Below are 24,814 nucleotides of genomic sequence, written 5' to 3'. Positions count from 1 at the left end.
GTCTAGTGAAATCACTTCCGAATCCTTCGATTCCTGGCTATGTGGACACTGCGGCGCGCAGTTGATAGGCCGCTTCCTGCCTTGTCCCGCGTGCCATGCGCGTCCTGTCGGGGCGCTGAATATGCGCACTGCCGCGTCGTCTGCCCTGCGTGCCCCTGGGAATCCGTACCAGACGGTGCTGCCCGCCACCAGGCCGGCGCGCAACACATGGCGGCCGTTGTCGCGTTCGCTGGCGCTTCGTTATGAAGACATCGAAGAAGCCCAACTCACCAGAACCCTGTATCAGCGAATGCGAATGCCCGTGGCGTTGAGCGCGTCGATTCTGGCGGTGACGTCGGCGGTATATCTTGGGTTTATCCATAGCAACGAGTCGAACGTGGGCGAGCCCGTCGCGGTGTCCGGAGCGGTGACGAAGGCGCAAGACGGGAAAGCGTCGATGGCGGTGGCCGGGAAACCGGCGGCAAATGTGGCGCAGAGGGCCGCGGATGTCGCGGCGCAACCGGCCGCGGCAGCGCGTGCGCCTTTGGTGACGACGCTGGCTGCTTCACTGCCTGCGGATGGTTCGAAGTCGGCGTCGATGGCGGCTGTGACGACTGCCGCTGCGGCGCCAATAAAGTCAGCGCCGACGGCCTCGACGTTGGCGTCTACACCAATCCTCGCGCCGACGCCGCCCTCTCCAGCAACGCCGATTTCAACCCCGACTTCGACGCTGGCGTCCAAGCCGATATCCGCACCGCCTCGGCGTGCAAATTCAACGACTGCGCAAAATTCAACCTTGATGTCGACGCCAGCGTTCACGTCAATCTCCGAGTTGGCGCTGTCCGCAAAGTCGACATCGCCGCAGGTTTCAACCAGGGCTTCGACGTTGGCATCCACGCCAATCGCCGCGTTGGCGCCGTCCGCAACATCGACGTCACCGCGGATTTCAACAGCAGCTCCGACGCTGGCGTCCAGGCCGATTTCCATGCCAGCGCCATCGGGAAGGTCAACCCCAACCTCGACGTTGGCGTCCACGGCGATTTCAGCACCCACGCCGTCCGCAAAGTCGACATCGCCGCAGGTATCAACAGCAGCTTCGACGCTGGCATCCAAGCCGATCTCCATGCCAGCGCCTTCGCCAAAATCGACAACAACGTCAACCCCAGCGTCGACGTTGGCGTCCGCACCAACCTCCGCGCCCACGCCCGCTTCAAAAACGTCCCCCGCGCCAACCTCGCGCAGAGTGTCGCTGACACCGCCAACCGACACGAAACGCGCCTCCACGAACCCCGCCGACACAGCCCCGGATAAACCACGCCCGGACATCTCGCGCTATCTCAAGACCGCCCGCGCCAAACTGCAGGCGAACAACCTGTCGGGAGCGAAGTCGCAACTCGCCGCGGCAATTGCCGCCGAGCCGCGCAATCGCGACGCGCTGAATCTGCGCGCGACCGTCCGTACCCGCGAAGAGGAGCGCGACGCGTTGCTGAGCCTCGCGCGAGGCTGTGGATATATCGGACGGTGGACGTGTGTGTCGCGCAATGCCGGCGAGGCGTTGCAGATCGACTCGGGCAGCAAGGAAGCACGGCATCTGGTCACCCGCGCGATGCACGAGACCGCTTTCCCCATCGACCAGCCGACGGTCGAGCCTCAGCCCGAACCACAGCCGGATACGCGCGATATCCTCGCTCATCATTGATGAATCAATCAGGAAAACGGCGCACGCTATCGCAAACCACGCGATAGCGCGTCGCTGCCCGGGTTCATGACAGGGACAGTCGGGACCGGACCAGAAGTCCGTTGCTAACGCGCTGAAATCGCCAGGCTGACCTGCCGCGCAATCGCCCGATAGCGGTCGGCGGTATCCCTGAGCGTAAGACCGGCCAGCGAGCGTTGCGCCCGCGCCTGCCCGAGTGCGACGACAACGGCGTCGGCATAACTCTGCACGTTGTCGGTATCGACCAGTTGCACGCCGGGGAAGCCGTTCGCGAACGCAAACGCAGGAATCTTGCTCGCGACGATCGGCACGCCCGACGCCAGCGCCTCCAGAAACGCGACACTGTGCGCCTCGGAACGCGAAGGCATGACGAATACGTTCGACTCCGACAGCACCGTCGCGACATCGGTACGCGGACCGGCCACTTCGACGCGCTCCGCAATGCCCAACTCTTTCGCGAGCGCGATCACCTCGCTCTGATAGTCGGGATCTTCGACCACACCGTACAACACGAGATGCGCGTCGCTCACTTCCCGGAGCACCTCGCGAAACGCCCGCACGGTCAGCAACTGATTCTTCACCGCTGCATACCGGCCGATCTGCACGACCTGCGGCGCCGCGCCATCGCGCCCGCTGCCATCGGTAAATGAAAAACGCGCGAGGTCGACGCCGTTGGGCACGACCGTCATCGATGGATGCGGGCCGATGGCCTGCACGTAATCCGTCACGCCCTGCTCCGACACGCCGATCACGACCCGCGCGCGTCCCGACAGAATATGTTCGACGCGCCGGAATAACGGCCGCTCGAAGTCGTTGGTCGCCGAATGCATCACGTACACCACCGGCACGCGCAGCGGCAACGCACGCGCGTAAAACGACGGGATGGTCGCATGCGCGAAGATCACGTCCGGGCGAAACCGCCGCACCGCGACGAAGAGATTCCACAGCTTGACCAACGCGCGATGCCGCCGGCGTGGAAACCAGCACTCCACGCCGTGACGCTGCAACTCGTCCTGCAACGCCCCGAAGTCGGCATGAGCGGGCAGCAACGACGCAACGCCCACGGCCATACCTTCGGCGCATTGATCGAGCGCGAGATCCTTTGCGAGAACCTCGGCGCCCGACAGACGGGGTGCGAGAACCAGATGAAAAACCCGCATCATTGCGTCCTTGCAGTGAGCGTCCTGAACAGCATCCACGCTGCGGCGCAGCCGAGACCCAGCGTCATCGACCAGGCGATGCCGGTCACGCCCCAGTAGTGCACGGCGGGAGGCGCGCTTGCCAGCAACACGACCACCTGAATCGCGGACGCATGCACCGTCGCCTTCGCATCGCCGACCGCGCGCAGATAAGCGACGAGTACCGCGATCAACGCGCCAATCGCCATATTGATCACGAGAATGCGGAACAGCGGCACGGCGGGCAACCACGCCGCGCCGAGAATCAGCGAGAACAGCGGCTCGGCGATCAGCCTGAGTACGACGACGAATGCCGCGAGTCCGATCGCAACCAGCAGCAGGTAAATCCTGATGACCCGCGCGGCGGCCTGCGGACTCCTCCGATGATGCGCCGCAAATGTCGGGAAAAGGTATTGCGACATCGCGATCGCAGCGTCGGCGAGCAGCATCTGCGCGAGTCGCGACGACATCTGATAGCTACCGAGTTGCGCCGGTCCGAGCAGTTTGCCGACCACCACCTTGTCGAACTGATTGAGCAGCAGATTGATCACACTGCTGGCCCAGATCCAGCGGCTGAAACCGACGTAGTGACCAATGCCCGACCACACCGCGCGAATCGGCGGACGGGGTTTCATCGTCACCCAGGTCAGCGTGCTTTTCAGGGTTTCACCGGCGACGAGGCCGATCAGTACCGAGGCAGCGCCCGCGCCGAAATAGGCGAGCAGCAACCCCGCCGAACAGTCGAGAAACGACGCCGCGATTTCGACGCCCGCAATATGCTGAAACCGCCGCTCGCGCTGCACGACGTAATACGCCGGCGACGCAATCCCGCGCAACAGCGGCAGCAATGCGGCAAGCTGGATCAACACCAGCGAACCGTCGAGATGGAACTGGCTGCTCAATAGCGGCGCGAGCGCCACCAGCAGCAACGAAATGAGCACGCCGCGCGCGGTCAACGTCGTCCACACCGCGCCGAGTTGCGGCCGTGTCGGCGGATGCTCGCCCTGAATCACCGCCTGCGCGAGTCCCGTATCGGAGAGCGCCTCGGCAATCGCCACTGCGAGCAACGCCACGCTGACACTGCCGATTGCCGCCGGCCCGAGCATCCGGCCGATAGCAAGAAACTTGATCGCCACAAGTCCACGCACGGCGAACTGTTGCAGGAGTACCCATGTCGCCGCACTCGCGCCGAAACTGCCCGCTATCGAGAACGCCGGAAGCCTGATCGCCCGCAAGCTGTCTCTCCGTCGAATCGTTGCGCCATCTGGTCGGCCACGCACAGCGAATTAACAGATCGCTGCAAACGCCGCCGGCGCACAATTAATTAGTTTGAACCAGCAAGCTGGCAAGGTTTTTCATCGAACACCATGCACGACCTTACCGCGAGAGAATCGGCGACAACCGCCATCAGCTAGCCCAGTTCAGCCGAAGCCACGGCGGGCTGGTACGGTGAACCACAGAGCGGGCCAAGTTATCGATTCCATGCCCTTTGGCAATGCTAACGTTGCCCCGTCAGCGCCGGAAATCGACCGGCGCCGGGGTGCTTTTCTGCATAACGTCATAACGTAAACGGCTGCCTACGCGATGGAACAAGACTACGTCCTGATTGTTGAACCCAACCTGACCGGGCATCGCTGGCGCTATGTCGAATGGACCATGCAGGCCTGCGCGGAAGCCGGCTATCCCTGCATGCTCGTGACCGAGCCCGACAACGAAGACCACAAGCTCGCACGGCAGATCAGCGCGGCGAATCTGCCGGGTCAGCAGATCGCTTTTGTCGATCCCGAAGAACCGGGCGGTAGTCGCTTGCGCAATAACCAGTACGCGCGTTTTCACCGGTATTTCAAACGCGTGTATTCGATCATCAGCCGCACGCAGTCGATCCGTCTGGTAGTCGTGCCGTACGCCGACTACTTCTTCTACGGCCTGCCGTTTCTCGGCTCGCCGTTCGGCGCGACGCCGTGGATCGGGATCACGATGCGCTCGACCTTTCATCATCACAAGGTCGGCATCAAGGCGCCGGACCGCCCTGTGCTCAATGCGATCAAGGCACTGCTGTTCAAACGCGCGATTCGTACCACCGGGTTGCGCACGCTGCTGACCATCGACCCTACGCTGCCCGAATGGGCCGCGCATCACGCGTCGAAACACAGCGCGAACGTCGCTTATGTGGCCGATCCGTTTCCCGATGAGAAAGCGGAAAACCCGGCACTCGCCCGCCAGCGTCTCGGTCTTTCACCCGATCAGCGCTACCTGCTGGTGTACGGTTCGATTACCGAACGCAAGGGTATTTACGAACTCGTTCATGCACTCACGCGTATGGAGCATGCGCCTACGTTAATCGTCGCGGGTGAGCAGGATGCCAGTACGCGTCACTACATGCGCAACCACGTGCGTAGTCTCACGCCTGCGCCGCTGGTACTCGACGACTTCATCTCCAACGATGTCGAACGCGACCTGTTCTCCGCATGCGACGCGGTATGGTTGGGTTACAAAGGTCATTACGGAATGAGCGGCGTGCTGGTGCAGGCGTATCGCTTCGGCAAGCCGGTGATCGCAACCGAAGATGGCTTGATCGGCTGGTTCAGCCGGCGTTGCGAATTGGGGCCGATCCTGAGCGACCTCAGTTCGGCGTCGATCGGCAAGGCGATTACCGAGACCATGACATCGTGGCCGCATGCGCCGCAAACCGTGCCGTCTGCGCGAGAAGACCTTCTTTCACGGCATACGCTGGGGCAGTTCAAGCAGACTTTGCTGCAGCAGATGGCGTAGGTACTTAACGCGGTTTTCCGTGACCCACCATGCTGCTGCGCTCCAATTGAAAACGGCGTCCATCGTTACACGATAGACGCCGTTTTTATTGAGCCTTCTATTTCAGGAGAGCTGCCCGCTCGCCACCGGCACTTCCTCGCTGCGCACGGAACTGCTGCGTTTTTCCGGGAACAGCGCGTTGCGCATCTTCAGGAACGGATATTCAACCGCGCGCGTCGTCACATACCCAAGCCCGATTGCGATGACGAATTGCGCGGAGAGCGCCACGATCCAGATCATGCTCGGCGGCAAGCCAAGTGCGGTCGTCTTGCGAATGATCATGTCGCCTGGTGCGAGCGCGAGCGAATGCCACAAGTAAATACCGTACGAATAAAGGCCGATCCATGCGACTCCGCGATACACCCAGGAAGTCCGCAACGACCCCGAGTATTCGAGTACGAACACGATCAACGCGCCGAAGCCAAGCGCCTGGATCGTATAGCCGATGCTCTGATCGAGCGCGACATGCGGCGTCGCGAACGCGAGCCACGCACACAGCAGCGCGACGCAGCCGACCAGCGTCCATTTGCGGCTCGCGAAGCGATGATAGATACCCGGCTTCATCCAGTAGATTGCCGAGAGAATGACGCCGACCAGCAGGCTGTCGATCCGGTATTGCGTGTAGGCGAAAGTCCCTTCAAGGTCACCGCCGGCCACCGCGAAGCAGCGCGCCGTGAGCACCACCGCGCAAATCGCAGTGAGCACGCTGACGATCGTCCATGCGCCCAATTTCCAGCGCGCGAACAGCAGCAGCAACGCGGGCAATACCAGATAGAAATGTTCTTCGACCGCGAGACTCCATGTCTGCGTAATCGACGTACCCAGGTAGTTCTGCAAGTGCGTGAGATTCTGCACAAGAAACGTATTCCAAGGATGCCGTCCAGCCAGCATATGGAAGATGATCAGCACGTAATACGCGGGCCAGATTCGGAAAATCCGCCGGATGATGAAACGCCGCGCATCGACCTGACCGGTTTCGGCGTATTGTCGAAGCAGCAGGCCACCCACCAGAAAACCGCTGAGCGTGAAGAACAGGTTGACCCCTTCTCGCCCAAAACTCTTCAGCGGATATTCAATGATCTGAATAAGGAAGTTGCCGGTGTGAACCGCGTGAAAGTGATAGCCCATCACCATGATGATCGCGATACCGCGTACGAAGTCGAGTTCGATCGCGCGCCCCGCAATTTTTGGCGTTTTAGTCGCCCCCGTTCCGCCGAATAACTTCATGTTGTTCTCCCCTGTCGCTTATCGCAGGCGCATGGCCCTTTTCGCATAGTCGGTGGCAGCACGCCGTCGTGCGCGCCAACTTCAAGGCATTGACCGACAACCTGCTCAAGTGTGCGCGCGTCTTGCAGAGGATGCCCTTTCCTGCGTCGCCAGAACCCAGGTAATCGGCGACGAATGCGGTCAGGGTAACTAACGGACCAAAATATTCTCCGCACAATGATTCACTGCGAGACCGTCCGCGCCAGACCGACGGCACCAACATGGCAACGGGGAGGAATCAGCAATGCGCCACCAGTTTGCAACGCCCTGGATATGGATTTTTTTAATCCCGCTCGCGTTCGACTATAAAGCGACCGACGCAACCACGGGCCACTTTGCACAATTCGGGCTGGTAATTCCGTCGATGGCGGCAGGGCTCGCGCTGCTGCTCATCGCACCGCGCTTTCACGAACGCGCGCGGCTGCGTACGGTCGTCACCGTCAGCATGATGTTGTGCGTGTTCGGCAGCATCGTCGCCCAGCTGGTTCAGGATAACGACGTCGGCAATTATCTGCGTACGCTGCTGCCGTTCGTGCTGTTCATGCTCGGTTATCTGGTCGCCTGCCGCCCGTGGAGCGAATACAGAATCTCGCAGTTCGAGCGCGCGCTGTTCGTCGCGAATCTGATCAGCGCGGGTTTCACTTTCGTCTACGGGATGGCGACCGGCGGCGATCTCGAAGACGTGCGCTTTCGCATTATCTCCGTCACGCTGCTCGGATTGCAGGCCGTGCTGCTGCATGAATTCGTCGTGGCGCGACGCTTCTCCGTGTTCACGGTCGCGGTGTTCGCAAGCACCATCCTCGTGGAACTGTTGAGCGTGACCCGCAGCCTGCTGGTGGGCACTGTCCTGCTGTTCCTGCTCGCGGTATTGCTTAGTGCACCGTCGATCCGGCACCTCGGGCGCGCGATGACCCGCAGCCTGCTTATCGGCGCCGTGCTGGCCGGCATGGCGGGGGTCGCGGCGCTCGCGTTTCCGACCGTCGCCGAACACTGGACCCAACGCATCTTCGCGTCTGAAGAAACCGCGTCGGGCAAGGACCCGACCACGATCACCCGTCTCGCGGAAATGCGTAATCAGTATGACCAGGTAACCCAGTCGCCTGAAACGCTGCTGTTCGGCGAAGGTTATGGTCACTACTATCGCTACTCGCCGCTGTATCTGCCGGACCTCGCCGGTCAGTTCAGCGAGAAAGACTTTTATGCGATCAACGAATGGGCCGCTGGCCACAACTTCTGGGTCTATCAGTTCTTCGCGGGCGGCTTGCTGTTCGGCATCGGCATGCCGCTCGCCACCTTGGCCGCGCTCGGCATCTGCGTATTCTCCTATCGATACTGGCGCACGGTCGTACCCGACGCGCCCATGTTGCCGGTGCTCGGACGCGCGATCATGCTGTTCGCTGCGTTGCCGGCCACGACGATCGGCGGCAATCCGCTGGGGCCGCGTTTTTCAGGGCTGATCTTCGGCGTCGCGCTGGGTCTGATGATCGCCACCCACGGCCGTTTGCAGCGCGCACTGCCGGCTCGCTCCTCACGCACGCCGAGGGCGCCGCGCGGACGTCCGGTCGCGATGATGCCGGATCTGCCGCACCGCATTCAGCCTGGAACAGGACGCGCGGATCTCCCTTCGGCGCTCGGCGTGTCTCAAGGCAAGCCAGCGGCGACGTCGTCGTCTTCGTCCGACACCAAGCAGTTCGGTGCGCTGCTCACGCGTGCAGCGCCGCCGCCACGCTCCAACCGACCGACTATCGTCCGATGAAAATACTGCACCTGCTCCCCAGTGTCGATCCACGCGGCGGCGGCCCGGTTGAAGGCGTGCGCCGCAGCGGCCTGGCCATGCAGGAAGCCGGACACGAAATCGGAGTGGCGAGTTGCGACGCCCCTGCCGACGCCCATGTGTCAGCGTTTCCGTTTCCGGTTCATGCGTTCGGTCCGGCGAAAAACCGCTATAGCTATTGCGAGCGTCTCGCGCCGTGGATCGCCGAAAACGCGCAGCGTTTCGATGCGGTGATCGTTCACGGTCTGTGGCAATACCACGGCTTTGCTGCATGGAAAGCGCTGCACAACAGCAACGTGCCGTATTACGTGTACGTGCATGGCATGCTCGACCCGTGGTTCAAGGAAGCGTATCCGCTCAAGCATCTGAAGAAGTGGCTGTACTGGCCGTGGGCCGAATATCGCGTGCTGCGCGACGCGCGCGCGGTGATCTTCACGACGGAGGAGGAGCGCACGCGCGCGCGGCAGTCGTTCTGGCTGTATCGCGCGAATGAGCGGATCGTGCCGTTCGGCACCACCGTGCCGGCGCTCGACGCCGTATCCGCACGCGAAGCTTTTCTGAATGCGATCCCCAGTTTGCGCGGCAAACGCATCGTGCTGTTTCTCGGCCGCGTTCACGCAAAGAAAGGCTGCGATCTGCTGATCGACGCATTCGCGCGCGTAGCCGGACGCGACCCCGCGCTGCATCTCGTGATTGCCGGTCCCGACGAAACCGGCTGGGTCGCGACGCTGCGCGCGCAGGCGCAAGCAGCTGGCATCGCGCATCGTTTGAGTTTGCCGGGCATGCTGCAGGGCGAATTCAAGTGGGGCGCGTTTCATGCGAGCGATGTGTTCGCGCTGCCCTCGCATCAGGAAAATTTCGGCGTCGCGGTGGCCGAGGCGCTCGGCTGCGGACTGCCGTCGTTGATCTCCGATAAGGTCAACGTATGGCGCGAAATCGATGAAGACGGCGCGGGGCTGGTGGCTGCCGACACGGTCGATGGAACGGAAAAGAATCTGGTGCGCTGGCTCGAACTCGACGATTCCGCGCGCGAAGCAATGCGTGCGCAGGCGACTCGCACGTTCAATGCGCGGTTCCGGGTCGAGACGATGGTGAGCGAGCTGACCGCGCTGCTGGAAACGAAAGGCGAAGCCCGTAGTACCGAGGCAGGCACGCTGGCCACGCTGCGCGAGGCGACCCAGCAGAGCCGCTAAAGCACCCGCTGAAACACCATTACGCGCGCGCTTTCGGCGCTTCACTCAACCGCCCCTCCAAACGATAACGGCGCGCTCGATGCGCGCCGTTATCGTTTTCTCCCATCACGCTTTCAACTCACCGCTCCTTCATTAACGGCGTCAACGTCGATGCAGCGATGGGCCGCGTATCGACCTGCGGCTGTCCCGCCGCGATGGTCGAACTATTCGCGGCGTCGGTGCGCTTGCGGTCGACGATATCCGGCACGTCGAGTTGCCGCACCAGGTGACCGGCAAGACGCAACGACAGCGCGGCGATCGTGATAGTCGGGAAGTTCGCGCCGACAGTCGGAAACACCGAGCTGCCGCCCACGTACAGATTGCTGATGCCGTGCACCTTGCAATCCCGATCGACCACCCCTTCGCGCGGCGAATCGTGCATACGTGTCGTGCCCATATGATGCCAGGTGCCTTCCAGCTTCGCGGGCCACGGACGGCCTTCGAGCGGCGCATCGAGTTCGACGTCGGCGATATTCGCCATCTGCAGTTCGGTGGCGAGCAGCGCGAACGTTTTGTCGAAGGTGCGTTTCACCTGATCGCCCAGACGCCACTCCACCTTGACGCGCGGTATGCCAAGACGATCGCGCTGATCGGTCGATAAGGTCACCCGGCTATCCGGGTCGGGAACCGCTTCGACGATCGCCTGCAAGGTCACGTCGGTGATCAGCGCGGGCCATTGCAGGAGTCGCGTCAGACCATAGCCCACCGTATGCAGCGGGTGCGCGATCATCGTCGAGATATCCCGCTTCAGGCTGCGGCCGGGCTGATCTTTCTGCATCAGCGCTTCCTTGCAATGGATCAACGCCTCGGAGCCCGCACTGCCTTCGCCGTACCACTTCGAATACAGCCACGCGCGCGAATTCAGCAGTTGCTCGCGCTCCATCATTTCCTGTTTCGGCGCGAACTGCGACGAGATCTTCGTACCGTGCGCCGACACCGCCGCGTTCTGATAGTGATACTTGATGTCGTACAGCTTGTTGCGCGCATTGCCCGGGCGGAAACGCACCTTGCCCGACATCATCCGCGGATGATCCATGAAGTAGCGGCCGACCAGATCGTTGGCATTGCCGAGCCCCTGCTTCTGCACGTCGTTCGACGCGAGCAGCATGCGGGCGTTTTCGATGCCGCCCGTTGCCAGCACGAAAATCCTGGCTTGCACCGAAAGCCTGCGTCCGCTGATGGTTCCAACCCGCACTTTGGTGATTGTCGTGCCCTGCGCGTCGGCGTCGATATTGAGCGCGTTGGCATGAAGGAACACCCGCACCCGCTTCGAACGCGACAACTCGTCGCGATACGCTTTGCCAAAACGCACAGGCGGGCTGAACTGCGCCACCGTGTCGCGCATATCGCCGGTTGCAAGCGGCATGCGACGCACGTCGCGGCGGCCAATCTCACGCTCCCAGTATGCCGGGTCGAAATTCTGCGGACCCAGCTTCAGCAGTTCATGCGTGCGCGCATAGTACGGCGCGAGTTCGTCGAGTCCGAACGGCCAGCCGCTATGGGGAATCCAGTCGCGCTTATCAAAATCCCATGGATCGAGTGGGCGGCACCACCCGCCCCAGCAATTGCTGCTGCCGCCAAAATAACGGCTGCGCGAACCGTCGGCGAAGGTATAGGGCAGGCCCACGTTTTCGCCGCGATAGAGGTCGCGGGTTTCGTCGTCGGGACCGAAACCGCCGCTCTCGAGAATGCACGAGTCCACGCCCGCCCGCGACATTTCCAGCGCCAGCGTAATGCCGGCCACACCTCCCCCGATGATGCAGACCGTCGTTTCAACGACGGTGTTTTGTTCGACAGTACGAGTATCGATGAACATCCGCTGCTCCCCATCTTCGTGATGCATTTTCGGATACGTCGCTAACTTCGCCCAACAGCAGCAAGCAGAAGCAGACAACGAACCCGTCGCGACCGAATATCTCGCGGGCTTCGCTGGTGACGTAGCGCATCAGGCGCATACGGTTCCAGCGGCGGCCAACCGAATCCCGACGATCACGACCTTGGCCTCCCCAGCGTATCAACGCTGCGGTTCTATGTCTGCGGTTCACACCACGGAGTCGAAACGTTTCCGTATGAACCTGCAAGGATTTCCGCCATACACACTCTCAGCTTCGAGCGAGCGATGCACGACGGACAAAGGTGTCACTACAGCAGAACGACCGATGGTCACGCCCATTTGAACGACGCACTTCGAAGTAATCCACACACCGTCCTCGATGACGATCGGCGCGACCCGCAGATCCATCGTCGTGCTCATGTCGTGAGATCCGGCGGTGAGGAACGTGCCCTGCGAAATACACACGTTGGAGCCGATGCGAATCAACGTCTGGTTATAGATCCACACGTCGACGCCGAACCAGCACTTGTCGCCGACCTCGAGATTCCACGGCGCCTTCACCCGCAACGGATGCACAAAACGGCAACCTGTACCGATCTTTGCGCCAAACAGACGTAACAACGCCACGCGCACGAAGGACAACGGCAGCAGTTTGTTATTGATCACACACGCTTCGATCACGAACCAGAGAAGCTCGATAAACGCACCGCGCTTCGCCTCGTAATTTCCCTTCCCCGCGAGACTCAGATCGATGACACGGTCATCGTCTTGCGCGTTCTCATGCGCATTTTCAACTTCATGCGCTTCTTCGACTGGCGGCCTATATGCGATTCGCGGATCGTCGGCGATCTTGCCCATCATCTTTCTCCGATGCGCGACCGATGGTATGCATGCGCTTGCATCATCGTCGGCTCCCTTCCATTATCTTTCGGGTACTTCCGGCACTTTTCACACTGGCTGTGCAGGCAAGCGTTTTGGCGGCTACGCGCGTGAAGCCTGGCGCACGATAGCTTCAACACGACTGCATCTCCCTGGAGGCAACATGAATCATTCGATCCGCCACACTGCTAGCTCGATATGCGTGGTCATCGCCACATGCGCCGCCTGCGCCACGCCGGCGCTCGCGCAAAACGCAGCGCCCGCCGTTGCACCCGCCGCTAACGATAACGGCGTCGCGATGCAGGCCCCGGCCGACCGGCTCGCGAAAAATCGCGTCAAGGAGCAATCGCTGCTCGGCGCACCGCGCGACTACGGCGACGGCGACACCCCGCAACTTAGTCTCGGCGACGCACAACGCACGGCAATTCCCGACCAACAGCGCATGACGATGAATGGAGACGGCCAGGCAGCGCAAGCCGCTCGCCCGGTCGTCGGCAAAGGTCAACGCAAAGCACCCGGCGCAGCGAATGGCGCGATGCGCGTAGCGGGTCAGCCAGGCCGTCCGAATGCAGCCGATGGCCTCACACCCGAAGGCGCCGCAAGAAACGCTTACGCCGATCCGTACGCGAGTAAGCGCACGGTCTATCGTTCGCCCTGGTGAGGTTGCCGTCATGATGGCCGCGTACCGGATCAATCCGGCGCGGCTTCCTCCGCGGTAGCCGGCTTGCTCGGCCTGGCTACGACAGTGGAAGGCCGCTGACTGAAATACGCGGCACCTGTTTTCACCCGCCTCACGCCTGCCTGACGAAACACCGTCGCCAGCTTTTCCTCAAAGGTCTGAATCGTCGACTCCGGCGACAACGTGCTCTCCGCGTAATGACGCGCGGCACGGCCAAGCGCCGCACGCCGCTCCGCATCGCTCGCCAGCACGTTGATCGCGGCCACCAGCGCCTTGACGTTGTCGGGTGGCACCACCACACCGCGCGGGCTCACTGCCTCATGCAAGGCCGTGCCGCGACGCGCCATCGCCACGGTCGCGCGACCGCTGGCGAACATGCCCGTGAGTTTGGACGGCATGACGAGATCGGCAGCATCGCCGCGTTGCGGCAGCACGTGGATATCGGCGAGATTGAGCAGTTCGTTCAGGCGCTCCGCCGGTTGCAGCGGAATGAAGATGCAGTTCTGCAAGCCCGCACAACGCGCGAGCAAACTCTCTTTTGCAGCACCGCTACCGCAGAAAACGAAAGTCACGTCGGTGCGCGCGGCGAGCAGCGCGGCGGCATCCGCGAGTGTTTCGATGCCCTGTTTCGCGCCCATGTTGCCGGAATACAGCACGACCTTCTGGCCTTCCGGGATGCCGAGCTGCTGGCGATATTCGCTCGCGCGCGACAACGGAAAGATGCTCGAAGAATCCACCCAGTTCGGCAGACACACGACGCGCGCGGGCAACACACCCTTCGCGGTAGCGCGGGCGCTCATCTGCCGCGTGATCGACGAAACCGCATCGAAACGCCGCAATAACGCGCTTTCGATCCAGCGCGCCACGCGAGCACCACGCGAACTCTTCAGCAGGCCGAGTTCGAATGCCGCATCGATTTCATAGTCCTGAATATGCAGCCACGCGCTGGCCCGCGTGACGCGCGCGAGCGCCAACGTCGCGGGCGCGCACATCAACGTAGGAGCGATCATCATGACCGCGTCGGGACGCCACAGCGCGTGGCGCGCGAGCAAAGGCAACGAACTCACCGCGAAACTCGCGAGATGCAGTATCCGCTTGATGCCGGTCGGATTCGACGGCACCCACAGCGGCGCGCGCCACAGCGTCACGCCGTCGCGTGTCTCGCGCCGGTAACGCCACGCGGCAAAACCCGCCGCGACGCGCCATTCGGGATAGTAAGGCGGTGCGCATACCACCCGGACTTCGTGACCCCGGCTCGCGAGCAGCACAGCCATTTCCGCCGTGTACTTACCCGTCCCCGTCAGTTCCGGCGCGTAGTTGATGCCGTAGATCAGAATCTTCATTGTGGCTGCCAGAACGTTTGTGGTCTTCGCGGGGTCGGCACTGCCGTAACTTGTGTGTCAGTCGCTCAACATCAATGCGCAGCCGCGAGCGATATTCGCGGCCGCAGACGGGGGATCGAAGCGGCGAATCACATCCATGCAGCGATGCGCGGTACCGCTGGCGTCGGCGAATGCCTCCATCGCCTTGAGCATCGTGCGCTGCAGAGCGGGTACGTCGCCGGCAGTGAACGCATAACCGCTCACGCCGTCGATCACCAACTCGGGCACGCAGCCGCAACTCTCGCTGACCACCGCCGGGCAACCGTGCGCGAGCGCCTCGTTCACTACGAGCCCCCACGGTTCGCTATAACTCGGCAGGACGAGGCAGGTCGCGTGGTAATACTCCTGCGTCAGCGGCTCGTCCTGCAGACTGCCCACGAACGTCACCGAGTCGCCCAGCTCCAGTTCGGCGACCTTCGCGTGCAACGCATCGGCCATCGGACCCGTGCCGACGATGCGCAAACGCGCAGCCGGAATACGCTTGCGCAGGCCCGCGAACGCGTCGATCAGCGTGCCGATGCCCTTCTCTTCCGACAGACGTCCCACGAACAGGAACACCGGCGGATCGCCGGCTCGCGCAGCGACCCGCTCGACCAGCGCGCGCTCCGGCGAGAACGACCCCGGCAATGCAGCGGCCTGGCAGGGCACGAAAATCTTTTCGCGTTTCGCGCCAAGCGACAGCAGATATTCGCGGCTGCGTTCGCCGAAACCGAAATAGCCGTCGCACAGCGAAAAGAACACTCTTTTCGGAATCGACGTGATCAGCTTCTTCGGCCGGTCGCGCGCGGTGGAGTCGCAAAATACCGCACGCCGCTTGCCGGTCACGATGCACGCCAGGAGCATCGCCCAATACTCGGGACGGTGATAGCCGGGCAATACGATCAGATCGGATTTGGCCTTCAGCACCTCCCATGTGAGCCGGACGATCATCTTCATCGTCGGCACATCTTCATAGCAGCCGTCGAACAGCTTCTGCATCGGATAGCGGTGGAACGAATAATCCACCTCGGAAAAGCCGACGCGGTCGTGCTCGGTATCCGCGATCTGCACCATCGAATACCGGATTGCTCCGGATGCCGAAATGTTATGCAGCGCAGAAAAGACGACACCTTTGTGGCGCGACCATACGACGTTATGGAAGATCGTGACTGACGCTGTCATTTTGTATGCCGCTCCTCGAAAAATCGTCCCTGCGTGCCTGGCGCGTGTCACACCCGCACGCCACTACTGGTATTCGTTCTCTCGTCCGGTGCCGCGCCTCGCGGTTCCGGGTTGTGCACGAAGCGTATCGGGTCTCGCTTCAGACCCAGCTTCAAACCTGTCAAGCCGTAGCCGTCGAACTCGAATGCGTTTCGATGAAGTCGCGATAGGTGGCGGCAATGCCCGCCTCCAGACCGGTCGTCGCGTGCCAGCCCATTTCCTTCAGACGCGAGACGTCGAGCAATTTGCGCGGCGTGCCGTCGGGCTTCGACGCGTCGAACACGAGTTCACCCTCGAAACCCACCACCTTGCAGATGCACTCGGCCAGTTCGCGAATCGACAGATCCTCGCCTACGCCGACATTGAACAGCCCTTCCGTCACGTTATGTTCGAGCACGAACAACGTGGCCGCCGCGAGATCGTCGACATGCAGGAACTCGCGGCGCGGCGTACCCGACCCCCACACGGTCAACGTGGCGGCGCCGCTTTCTCTCGCCTCGTGCGCCTTGCGCAGCAGCGCAGGCAACACGTGGCTGCTGTTCAGATCGTAGTTGTCGTTCGGACCGTACAGATTGGTCGGCATCAGCGACACATACTGCGTGCCGTATTCGCGGTTGTACGCATTGCAGAGCATCACACCGGCGATTTTCGCGATCGCATACGCGTCGTTGGTCGGCTCCAGCGGCGACGTCAGCAGATACTCTTCGCGAATCGGCTGCGGACATTGCTTCGGGTAAATGCAGGACGAACCGAAAAACACCAATCGCTCTACTTTCGCCCGATACGCAGCGTGAATCACGTTGGTTTCGATCACCAGGTTTTCGTAGATAAACTCGCCCGGCTGCGACGCGTTCGCAAAAATGCCGCCGACGCGTGCGGCCGCGAGCAACACCACGTCGATCTGCTCGCTGTCGAAAAAGCCGTTCACGGCCTTCTGATCGGTGAGATCGAGTTCGGCTCGCGTGCGCGTGACCACATTGGTGTAGCCCTCGGCAACCAGACGGCGGACCAGCGCCGAGCCCACCATGCCGCGGTGCCCCGCGACAAAAATGCGTGAGTGTTTGTTCATCGCGTTACTCGTGATGTTCGAGCGCCGTGAATCCGGCAAGCGTGACGAGCGCGTCACGTCGTGCAATCTGATAATCGGCGCGCACCATTTCTTTAACGAGCGACGCAAACGATGTCGTCGGTTGCCAGCCGAGTTTCGCGTGCGCTTTCGAAGGATCGCCGAGCAGCGTTTCGACTTCGGCGGGCCGGAAATAGCGCGGATCGACACGTACGATCACATCGCCCGGCGACATCTTGATCTCGCGTCCTTCGACCTTTTCGACGATGCCGATTTCATCCACGCCGGTGCCTTCGAAACGCACCGTCACGCCGAGTTCGGCGGCCGCGTGCTGGACGAACTGACGCACGCTGTACTGCACGCCGGTGGCGATCACATAATCTTCAGGCAGATCCTGTTGCAGCATGCGCCATTGCATTTCCACGTAGTCGCGTGCATGGCCCCAATCGCGCAATGCGGACAGATTGCCGAGATACAGCGTCTTCTGCATGCCGACCGCGATACGCGCCACCGCGCGCGTGATCTTGCGCGTGACGAACGTTTCGCCCCGCACCGGCGATTCGTGATTGAACAGAATCCCGTTGCATGCGTAGAGCCCATACGCTTCGCGATAGTTGACCGTGGTCCAGTACGCGAACAGCTTCGCGACTGCATACGGGCTACGCGGATAAAACGGCGTAGTCTCCGATTGCGGCACCTGCTGCACGAGCCCGTATAGCTCGGACGTCGACGCCTGATAGAAGCGCGTCTTGTGCTGCAGGCCGAGAATGCGGATCGCTTCGAGAATCCGCAGCGCGCCGAGGCCATCCGCATTCGCCGTGTATTCCGGTTCCTCGAACGACACCGCCACGTGGCTCTGCGCCGCGAGGTTATAGATTTCATCGGGCTCCACGCGTTGAATCACGCGCAGGATGCTGGTCGAATCGGTCAGGTCCGCGTGGTGCAGAAAGAGCCGCTGGTCCGGGTCGTGTGGATCGCGATAGAGGTGATCGATCCGGTCTGTATTGAACAGGGATGACCTGCGTTTGATGCCGTGTACGTCGTAACCTTTGGCGAGCAGCAGCTCAGCGAGGTACGACCCGTCCTGTCCAGTAATGCCGGTGATCAGCGCGACCTTGCGTTTCATGAAGCCTTCTCCTCGTTAAGCTTTGCGATACCCATTCCTGCCGTGCGAACGCCACATCGCGATTGGGCGGCCTTTCGATGTCCACTCAACCCGCGATGCTGTCGTAACCGTAGTACCCCCCTTGATAACCCGAGCCGAGGAACGCGCCTTCCTGCGGCACGTCGGTGAGCAGCACGCCCCTGATACCGACGCCGCCGGTACGCAGACGCTTCGCCGTCTCGGCCACTTCGTTCAGCGGATGACGGCCGTGGCGCACCACCAGCAACGTCGTGCCCGCATATTTGCCGATCAGCGTCGAATCCGTGACCGCGAGCACCGGCGGTGTATCGACGATCACGAGGTCGTATTGCGGCTTCAGTTCTTCGAGCATCGTTTCGAAACGTTTGCTCATCAGCAACTCGGCGGGATGCGAAGGCAGCGTGCCTTTGGCGAGCACGTCGAGGCCAGGCAGCACGTCGCGCTGGATCATCGACGCCAGATCGCCGCCGCTCAGCACATCCGACAAACCGGGTTGATGCGCGATACCAAAGTGCGAGTGAACGTCGCCGCGCCGCATATCGCCGTCGATAATCAGCACGCGCTTGTTCGCCGACGCCACCAGGGCCGACAGATTCACCGACAGGAACGACTTGCCGCTATCGGGCCGCGAACCGGTAATCATCACGACGTTGTTCTCGGCGTGATCGAGTGAGAGTTGCAGCGAGGTGCGCAGATTGCGCACGCCTTCCACGGCGATGTCTTCCGGTGCCTGCTGGGCCAGCACATGCAGGCCACGACGGCGCAGCATCACGTTTTCCTGCAGACGCAATTGCGTCTGGCTGCGCGGCACCACCGCGAACACCGGCACGCCGAGCATTGCTTCGAGTTCGTCCGGGCGTTCGACGCCGCCGTACATTGCGCGCTTGAAGAAGGTCAGCATGATGCCGATCACGAGACCGCCGCCGAGCGCGATCAGGATCGCCAGCACGCGTTTCGGGCGCACCGGTTCGTCAGGCGTTTCGGCGAAATCGACCACGCGCACGCTGCCCACCTGACCGGCTTTCGCCACTCGCAGTTGCTGCGCGCTGTTGAGCAGGTTCGTGTAAAGCTCGGTATTCACATGCACGTCGCGCAGCAGACGCAGAGCGGTCTGCTCGGTGTCCGGCATCACGGCTACGCTGCGGTTCATGTTGGCCTGCGCGCCCTGCAATGCGGCGATCTGCGCATCCAGTGCGGCGACGGCCGGATGGCTCGGCGTAAAGCGCTGAATCATCTCCGCGCGTTGCTGTTGCAGATCGAGCAGCTTGGTCTTGCTGTCGACGATCTGTTGCAGCAGCAGGCGGCTTTCTTCGCCGAGATCGACCGTGCCATGCGTGTTGCGGAACTTGTTGTAGCGTTGCTCGGCGTCGTCGAGTTCCTTGCGCAAACCCGGCAGTTGCTGATCGAGGAACGCCAGCATGTGCTCGGCTTCGGTCGAACGGCTCGCCACGTCCTGGCGCACGAATTCACGCGCCATGCTGTTGACGATCGCTGCCGTCAACGCCGGGTCGCCGCCTTCGAGGCTCGTGCGGATCACGCCCGATTGCAGCGTGGTTTCCTGCACGACCAGCGCCTTCTGCAGACGATCCACCGTGCTCAGCGTCGACGCGCGTTGCAATTCGAAACGCGAACCGGGTGCACCGACCAGCTTGTCGACATGCAGCGTGATCGGACCATCGGCGGTATCGGTTTCGACGGTCTCGCCCACCTTGCCGGAGAGAATCGCAATACCGTTGCGATCGCGCAGCACATAGGTGCCGTCGGCGCCCGCCACCAGCGTGAAAGTGGTGTCGTACATTTCCTTCGACGTATCGAAGCGCGACACCGAAATCGCCTCGTCACCCCAGGCGAAGCCGGACAGGTTGATGAACTGCGGCAATCTGAAACCCCACTGCCCGTTCACCAGCCCCGCGATCATCCCGCCGATCACGGGGAAATAGCGCGGCGATGCCGAGATGTCGAGGTGCAGATTGCGCACGGTTTCTTCCGTGACGAGCCGCGACTTCAGCAACTCGATCTCGGCCGCCGTGGACGGCTTGGTGTCGAACATGCCGGTGAGCGGCGGCAAGGAATCCTTGCCGTTCCCATTGGCATTGGCCGTCTTGTCTTCGACGTGAAACAGCACGTCCGCCCGGTACGTCGGCGGCGCGAGGAACGCATAAGCGCACCCCAGTGCAATCGCGATCAGCGTCACCATCAGAACGGTGCGCCAACCGCGCACTATCGTGCGGAGATAGTCCGACAAATGAAGCTCGTCCGGTCCGGACACGTCGGTGTAACGGTTTTCGAAGTTGATGGCCATTTTTCTTCACCCAACAAAGCCCGGCGGTTCAAGTTTCACGTGTTGCGTTGCACGGCTGTTACTTCGCGAGCACCGCGCCCGTCACAGCCGCGTTGATCGCCGGCAGCAGCAGGTTCAGCACACGGTTGAAGCGGACCAGACCACCTTGTCCGACATACACGACGTCTTTCGGCTGAAGCTCGAACTGATTCGCGAGAATCATCGAGACCGGCGAGGTCGCGTCGAGGTGATAGATCTGCGGCGATTCGCTGGTCGAATTGCGGATCACGAACAACTGACGTGCCGCCGCCGTGTTCGAGTCGAAGCTGCCGCTGTCCGAGATGGCTTGAGAAAGCGTCATCGAGCCGTTGCGCATCGGCAGGATCGTGGCGGGCTTGTTGACTTCGCCCATCACATACACGCCGCTGTCTTCACGAGCCGCCACGCGCACGAGGTCGCCCGGTTGCAGATAAATGTCCGACGGGTTGCGGCCGCGCTTGATCAGGTCGTCAACGTTGATCGGATAGTTGACGCCGTTGCGGACCAGTTCCACGCGGCTGCGATCGGCATTCGCGGTAAAGCCGCCGCCCTGGTTGATCGCCATCGTCAGCGACATCGGGATGTCGTTGACCGACTGCGCGCCCGGCGTGCGTACTTCGCCGTCGAGATAAACCTGCGACGCGCGGAACGACGCGATCCGCACCGTCACTTCCGGCTTCTGATAAACCTTGCTCAAACGGCTATGCAGCTCTTTCTGGATCTGGGCGGAGTCCTTGCCTGCCACGTGCAGCGTGCCGGCATACGGAAACTGGACGTCGCCGTTTTCGTCGACGAGGAAGCCGGGCATCGCGTCCGACGTCTTCGAGTTTTGCGGCGGCTGGCCGAGCGCGGCGGCCAGTTCCGGGTGATCCCAGACGACGATCTGCAACACGTCGCCGGGACCGGCCTTGTAGGCCACCGGTTTGCCGAACAGGCCAAGCGTCTTCGACGGAACTGCCGCCGACGCGTTGTCCGCGTTCATCTTGCGCAGCAGCGACAGGTTGATGTCCGTGATCGGAATCTGCTGTTGCTGCGACGCTTCGGTGCTGAAATCACCCCCAGTGTCCTGTACCGCCGCCGGCGTGATCATCCGCTGGCCCGGAGCGATCCCGCATCCGGAAAGCAGTGCGGCCGTGGTGAAGACCAGGAGACTTCCCGTGCGTAACCCAAGTGAGCTCATGATGTTCCTTCCTCCTAGCGCCACAGCGAACGTTCTCGGGGGAGAAGCGTGCTGGACGTGTTTTTAACTACTTAGTAAGCGTTTCGATGCACCAGTCCTGCGACGATCGTCGCGCCGATAATCCGCATGTCGAGTCCGAACGACCAATGGCCCAGGTAGTACAGGTCATGTTCGACACGACGTTCCATCTTATCTATGCGGTCAGTCTCGCCACGAAAGCCGTTGATCTGTGCCCATCCCGTAATGCCCGGCTTGATGCGATAGCGATTGATGTAGCCCGCGACCACTTTCTGATAGAGGTCGTCGTGCTCGAGTGCATGGGGACGCGGTCCGACGACCGACATGTCGCCCAGCAATACGTTGAAAAATTGCGGCAGCTCGTCGAGGCTCGTGCGGCGCAGGAATGCGCCCACTTTCGTGACGCGTTTATCGTGACGCGTGGCCTGGCTGAGCGTGCCTTTCGCTTCGGTATGCAGACGCATCGAGCGGAATTTATAGATCGTGAAGACCCGGCCGTCCGCGCCCTTGCGTTTCTGTCTGAAGAGAACCGGGCCGCGCGACGACAGCTTCACCGCGACGGCGATGCCGAGCATCAGCGGTGCGAGTGCAATCAGTGCAGTCGCGGCGAACAGCCGGTCGAAGATTTCTTTCTTCAGCATCGAACTGGCCGACAGCGGCGACGCCACCAGGTTGATTGCCGGCACGCCGAGCAGATCGATCACGCCGCTGCCTTCGAACAGCGCATGACTGCGCACGTCAGGCATGAAGCGGATGTTCACCAGATCGTCGCGGAATTCGCCGATCAGCGAGCAGATCAGCGGCTCCTCGGTGAGCGAGAGCATCAGCCACAATTCGTGCACGTCATTCGTGCGGATGTAATTGGCGAGCGCATCCACACTTTCGAATACCGGCACGCGTGAATTAGTCACCGTCGATTCGTCGGGCCGCGTGTTGTAGACGGCGGTTGCGTGAAAGCCTGCCGTCGGTGTCGATTCGATACGACGAATGATTGCGTTGCACTGCGAGCCACTCCCCACGATCGCCACCTGATGCAGATTCATGCCGGCGCCGCGAGCGCGGCCGAGCACCGCATGCGTGATCAACCGGTAAGCGATCAGAAAGCCGCCTGTACTTGCCGTCCAGTACGAGAACCACAACCGCGAAACGAGATCGGCCCGATGCAGCGAATACATCAGCACGAGCGCACTGCCCTGCACCATCAACCACGCGAGCGACACCTGACCCGCGAGCGCCAGCTTGGAACGGCCACGCCACGATTCGTAGACACCGAAGGCCGGGAAAATAGCCAGCGCAAACGCGGCCGAAAACATCACGAGCGCCCAATAGAACCCGGATTGAGCGAGGTAATCAAAGCGGATCTGCGACGCCACCGTCGCCCCCGCCAACACCAACGCGACATCGAAAACTCGCGCGAGCAAATCCTGAAACCTGCGCATTTTGCTTACCTCGTTCTTGCCGTTCCTGACGTTCTTGTCCGCGATGAATCCGGCGTGCTGTTTAGGAGCAGCGGCCGTAGTTGTCGTTGAACCTCACAATGTCGTCTTCGCCCAGATAGGAGCCCGACTGGATTTCGATGATTTCGAGCGGCACCTTGCCGGGATTTTCCAGCCGGTGCTTGATGCCGAGCGGAATGTAGGTCGATTCGTTTTCACTCAGCAGGAACTGCTCTTCGCCGCGTGTGACGAGCGCCGTGCCGCACACCACGACCCAATGTTCCGCGCGGTGGTGATGCAGTTGCAGCGACAGTTGCGCGCCCGGCGTCACGACGATCCGCTTGACCTGAAAACGCTCGCCCCGGTCGATCGAATCGTAAAAACCCCACGGGCGGCGCACCTTGCGATGCGCGTCGGCTTCGGGCGCGTGTTGCGCCTTGATGCGCGACACCAGCCCTTTCACTTCCTGAACGCGCGAACGGTCGACGACCAGCACGGCGTCGGCGGTTTCGACCACCACGACGTTGGTCGTGCCGACGCAGGCCACCAGCCGTCCTTCCGAATGTGCGTAACTCGATACCGCGCCTTCGAAGGCCACCCGTCCGCGTCCGGCGTTGCCGTTGGCGTCCTTGTCCATCGCGGCCCACACGGCGTCCCACGAACCGAGATCGGACCAGCCCGCATCGAGCCTGACGACGACACCGGCTGCCGTCACGGCATTCGCCAATGGGTCGCTGATCGTGTCCGGGGCATCCACCTCGCTCGCCGGATCGGCATCGGACTTGTTGGTCAGATGCTCCATCACCGCGTAATCGATCGAGTCGCCCTGTACACCGAGAAACGCTTCGGCCAGCGGACGAAACACCATGCCTTCCGTTTTTCCACCGACGAATGCGCGTTCGCACGCTGCGTGCATGTCGGGTTGCAGACGCTTCAACGTATCGAGCCACACGCTGGCGCGCACGATAAAAATGCCCGCGTTCCACCAGTACGTTCCGGCCGCGACGTACTGCATCGCAAGTTCTTCAGCGGGCTTTTCGACGAAGCCGTCGATTGCGTGACCGCCGTCGGCCAACTCATTCCCAATGCGGATATAGCCAAAGCCCGTATCGGGACGCGTGGGCGGCACGCCGAGCGTCGCAATCGCGCCCTGTTCCGCGTAACGCGCGGCACGTTCCAGTGCGGCCTGCAACGCGGATACATCGGCGATCGAGTGGTCGGCGGGCATCACGACGAGAATCGCATCGGCGCCGCCCGCACACGCAACCGAGGCCGCCAGCGTCAGTGCCGGTGCCGTGTCACGCCGCGCGGGTTCCACTACAAGACGAGCGTCGAGGCCGTTTTCGTGAAGTTGTTCAGCAATGACGAAGCGATGTTCCTCACCGCATACGACGATCGGCGAAGCGTCCACGCTCCAGCCGGCGGGAAAGCCGTCCATACGGCGCGCCGTCGCTTGCAGCAGCGAGTCGGAGCCGACCACGTCGATCAGTTGCTTCGGGTAGTTTTCGCGCGACACGGGCCACAGCCGCGTGCCTGATCCTCCTGCGAGGATCACCGGGACAATGTGTGTGCAACGCGCACTAGCTGCCCCCGCACCCACATCGCCCTGGTCCACGGCTGTGGTGCTTACAGCTCCCTGAATCGACATATCGGAATCCTTATAATTCTCAAAAGTCTAAGGAAACATTTCCCCGACGCCGTGCTTCGCGCCTGACCGCC

The 24,814-nt window shown here is 61.9% G+C and carries 19 protein-coding genes; 5 read left to right on the top strand and 14 right to left on the bottom strand.

Features of this window, described 5'->3' with window-relative positions; translation table 11 throughout:
* Nucleotides 1-282: 282 nt before the first annotated feature.
* Complete coding sequence (locus ABH945_RS13800; RefSeq protein WP_429250851.1) at nucleotides 283-1,248, bottom strand: hypothetical protein; 966 nt, start codon at nucleotides 1,246-1,248, stop codon at nucleotides 283-285.
* On the opposite strand from ABH945_RS13800, the gene ABH945_RS13795 reads away from it, so the two are divergent.
* The gene (locus ABH945_RS13795) at nucleotides 1,223-1,678 is read left to right on the top strand and encodes a hypothetical protein (protein ID WP_429250850.1); all 456 of its coding nucleotides are present in this window, start codon (nucleotides 1,223-1,225) and stop codon (nucleotides 1,676-1,678) included. The genes ABH945_RS13800 and ABH945_RS13795 overlap by 26 nt on opposite strands.
* Before the next feature lie 104 nt (nucleotides 1,679-1,782).
* Here ABH945_RS13795 and ABH945_RS13790 read toward each other — a convergent pair whose 3' ends face one another.
* Both ABH945_RS13790 and ABH945_RS13785 read right to left on the bottom strand, forming a co-directional pair.
* Complete coding sequence (locus ABH945_RS13790; RefSeq protein ID WP_429251094.1) at nucleotides 1,783-2,856, bottom strand: glycosyltransferase family 4 protein; 1,074 nt, start codon at nucleotides 2,854-2,856, stop codon at nucleotides 1,783-1,785.
* Complete coding sequence (locus ABH945_RS13785; RefSeq protein WP_074763184.1) at nucleotides 2,856-4,109, bottom strand: oligosaccharide flippase family protein; 1,254 nt, start codon at nucleotides 4,107-4,109, stop codon at nucleotides 2,856-2,858. Before ABH945_RS13785 ends, ABH945_RS13790 begins: the two co-directional genes overlap by 1 nt.
* A gap of 349 nt (nucleotides 4,110-4,458) precedes the next feature.
* On the opposite strand from ABH945_RS13785, the gene ABH945_RS13780 reads away from it, so the two are divergent.
* Nucleotides 4,459-5,646, top strand: coding sequence for a glycosyltransferase (locus ABH945_RS13780; RefSeq protein WP_429250849.1), 1,188 nt, complete (start codon nucleotides 4,459-4,461; stop codon nucleotides 5,644-5,646).
* 102 nt (nucleotides 5,647-5,748) lie between these two features.
* On the opposite strand, the gene ABH945_RS13775 is transcribed toward ABH945_RS13780, so the two are convergent.
* Nucleotides 5,749-6,912, bottom strand: coding sequence for an acyltransferase family protein (locus tag ABH945_RS13775; RefSeq protein ID WP_429250848.1), 1,164 nt, complete (start codon nucleotides 6,910-6,912; stop codon nucleotides 5,749-5,751).
* Between the two features lie 283 nt (nucleotides 6,913-7,195).
* Here ABH945_RS13775 and ABH945_RS13770 point away from each other — a divergent pair, with 283 nt between their 5' ends.
* Nucleotides 7,196-8,707, top strand: a complete 1,512-nt coding sequence (locus ABH945_RS13770) for a hypothetical protein (protein ID WP_429250847.1) — start codon at nucleotides 7,196-7,198, stop codon at nucleotides 8,705-8,707.
* Complete coding sequence (locus tag ABH945_RS13765; protein ID WP_429250846.1) at nucleotides 8,704-9,918, top strand: glycosyltransferase; 1,215 nt, start codon at nucleotides 8,704-8,706, stop codon at nucleotides 9,916-9,918. Before ABH945_RS13770 ends, ABH945_RS13765 begins: the two co-directional genes overlap by 4 nt.
* A 118-nt stretch (nucleotides 9,919-10,036) precedes the next feature.
* On the opposite strand, the gene ABH945_RS13760 is transcribed toward ABH945_RS13765, so the two are convergent.
* Together ABH945_RS13760 and ABH945_RS13755 are read right to left on the bottom strand one after the other, a co-directional pair.
* Entirely contained in the window at nucleotides 10,037-11,773 is a 1,737-nt protein-coding gene (locus tag ABH945_RS13760; protein WP_429250845.1) for an FAD-dependent oxidoreductase, read from the bottom strand.
* Between the two features lie 225 nt (nucleotides 11,774-11,998).
* Nucleotides 11,999-12,649 carry a putative colanic acid biosynthesis acetyltransferase gene (locus tag ABH945_RS13755; RefSeq protein WP_429251093.1) on the bottom strand — a complete coding sequence of 217 codons (651 nt, stop codon included), beginning with the start codon at nucleotides 12,647-12,649 and terminating at the stop codon, nucleotides 11,999-12,001.
* Nucleotides 12,650-12,833: 184 nt separating this feature from the next.
* On the opposite strand from ABH945_RS13755, the gene ABH945_RS13750 reads away from it, so the two are divergent.
* Complete coding sequence (locus ABH945_RS13750; RefSeq protein WP_429250844.1) at nucleotides 12,834-13,331, top strand: hypothetical protein; 498 nt, start codon at nucleotides 12,834-12,836, stop codon at nucleotides 13,329-13,331.
* Between the two features lie 29 nt (nucleotides 13,332-13,360).
* Here ABH945_RS13750 and ABH945_RS13745 read toward each other — a convergent pair whose 3' ends face one another.
* From ABH945_RS13745 to ABH945_RS13710, 8 genes are all read right to left on the bottom strand, one after another.
* Nucleotides 13,361-14,692: a glycosyltransferase WbuB gene (locus tag ABH945_RS13745; protein ID WP_429250843.1), complete on the bottom strand. Its 1,332-nt coding sequence runs from the start codon at nucleotides 14,690-14,692 to the stop codon at nucleotides 13,361-13,363.
* 57 nt (nucleotides 14,693-14,749) lie between these two features.
* Complete coding sequence (locus ABH945_RS13740) at nucleotides 14,750-15,892, bottom strand: glycosyltransferase family 4 protein (RefSeq protein ID WP_074763175.1); 1,143 nt, start codon at nucleotides 15,890-15,892, stop codon at nucleotides 14,750-14,752.
* 160 nt (nucleotides 15,893-16,052) lie between these two features.
* Nucleotides 16,053-17,000 (bottom strand): GDP-L-fucose synthase family protein, encoded by a 948-nt coding sequence (locus ABH945_RS13735; protein ID WP_074763174.1) that lies wholly within the window; start codon nucleotides 16,998-17,000, stop codon nucleotides 16,053-16,055.
* Nucleotides 17,001-17,004: 4 nt separating this feature from the next.
* Nucleotides 17,005-18,123 carry a GDP-mannose 4,6-dehydratase gene (gmd, locus tag ABH945_RS13730; protein ID WP_074763173.1) on the bottom strand — a complete coding sequence of 373 codons (1,119 nt, stop codon included), beginning with the start codon at nucleotides 18,121-18,123 and terminating at the stop codon, nucleotides 17,005-17,007.
* Nucleotides 18,124-18,208: 85 nt separating this feature from the next.
* The gene (locus ABH945_RS13725) at nucleotides 18,209-20,443 is read right to left on the bottom strand and encodes a polysaccharide biosynthesis tyrosine autokinase (RefSeq protein WP_429250842.1); all 2,235 of its coding nucleotides are present in this window, start codon (nucleotides 20,441-20,443) and stop codon (nucleotides 18,209-18,211) included.
* Between the two features lie 58 nt (nucleotides 20,444-20,501).
* The gene (locus tag ABH945_RS13720) at nucleotides 20,502-21,641 is read right to left on the bottom strand and encodes a polysaccharide biosynthesis/export family protein (RefSeq protein ID WP_083379927.1); all 1,140 of its coding nucleotides are present in this window, start codon (nucleotides 21,639-21,641) and stop codon (nucleotides 20,502-20,504) included.
* A 71-nt stretch (nucleotides 21,642-21,712) separates the two neighbouring features.
* Nucleotides 21,713-23,098 (bottom strand): undecaprenyl-phosphate glucose phosphotransferase, encoded by a 1,386-nt coding sequence (locus ABH945_RS13715; protein ID WP_429250841.1) that lies wholly within the window; start codon nucleotides 23,096-23,098, stop codon nucleotides 21,713-21,715.
* A 61-nt stretch (nucleotides 23,099-23,159) separates the two neighbouring features.
* Nucleotides 23,160-24,743 (bottom strand): sugar phosphate nucleotidyltransferase, encoded by a 1,584-nt coding sequence (locus ABH945_RS13710; protein WP_429250840.1) that lies wholly within the window; start codon nucleotides 24,741-24,743, stop codon nucleotides 23,160-23,162.
* Nucleotides 24,744-24,814: the final 71 nt, after the last annotated feature.

Source organism: Paraburkholderia sp. GAS333 (genome assembly GCF_050435665.1).
Lineage (GTDB): Bacteria > Pseudomonadota > Gammaproteobacteria > Burkholderiales > Burkholderiaceae > Paraburkholderia > Paraburkholderia fungorum_A.
This window is presented reverse-complemented; position numbering and strand designations above follow the sequence as displayed.

Coding starts and splice junctions, on each gene's coding strand:
- ABH945_RS13735 (WP_074763174.1), bottom strand. CDS start 17,000: ATGAACAAACACTCACGCATTTTTGTCGCGGGGCACCGCGGCATGGTG.
- ABH945_RS13710 (WP_429250840.1), bottom strand. CDS start 24,743: ATGTCGATTCAGGGAGCTGTAAGCACCACAGCCGTGGACCAGGGCGAT.
- ABH945_RS13790 (WP_429251094.1), bottom strand. CDS start 2,856: ATGCGGGTTTTTCATCTGGTTCTCGCACCCCGTCTGTCGGGCGCCGAG.
- ABH945_RS13740 (WP_074763175.1), bottom strand. CDS start 15,892: ATGACAGCGTCAGTCACGATCTTCCATAACGTCGTATGGTCGCGCCAC.
- ABH945_RS13720 (WP_083379927.1), bottom strand. CDS start 21,641: ATGAGCTCACTTGGGTTACGCACGGGAAGTCTCCTGGTCTTCACCACG.
- ABH945_RS13745 (WP_429250843.1), bottom strand. CDS start 14,692: ATGAAGATTCTGATCTACGGCATCAACTACGCGCCGGAACTGACGGGG.
- ABH945_RS13750 (WP_429250844.1), top strand. CDS start 12,834: ATGAATCATTCGATCCGCCACACTGCTAGCTCGATATGCGTGGTCATC.
- ABH945_RS13715 (WP_429250841.1), bottom strand. CDS start 23,098: ATGCGCAGGTTTCAGGATTTGCTCGCGCGAGTTTTCGATGTCGCGTTG.
- ABH945_RS13765 (WP_429250846.1), top strand. CDS start 8,704: ATGAAAATACTGCACCTGCTCCCCAGTGTCGATCCACGCGGCGGCGGC.
- ABH945_RS13725 (WP_429250842.1), bottom strand. CDS start 20,443: ATGGCCATCAACTTCGAAAACCGTTACACCGACGTGTCCGGACCGGAC.
- ABH945_RS13775 (WP_429250848.1), bottom strand. CDS start 6,912: ATGAAGTTATTCGGCGGAACGGGGGCGACTAAAACGCCAAAAATTGCG.
- gmd (WP_074763173.1), bottom strand. CDS start 18,123: ATGAAACGCAAGGTCGCGCTGATCACCGGCATTACTGGACAGGACGGG.
- ABH945_RS13760 (WP_429250845.1), bottom strand. CDS start 11,773: ATGTTCATCGATACTCGTACTGTCGAACAAAACACCGTCGTTGAAACG.
- ABH945_RS13780 (WP_429250849.1), top strand. CDS start 4,459: ATGGAACAAGACTACGTCCTGATTGTTGAACCCAACCTGACCGGGCAT.
- ABH945_RS13770 (WP_429250847.1), top strand. CDS start 7,196: ATGCGCCACCAGTTTGCAACGCCCTGGATATGGATTTTTTTAATCCCG.
- ABH945_RS13755 (WP_429251093.1), bottom strand. CDS start 12,649: ATGGGCAAGATCGCCGACGATCCGCGAATCGCATATAGGCCGCCAGTC.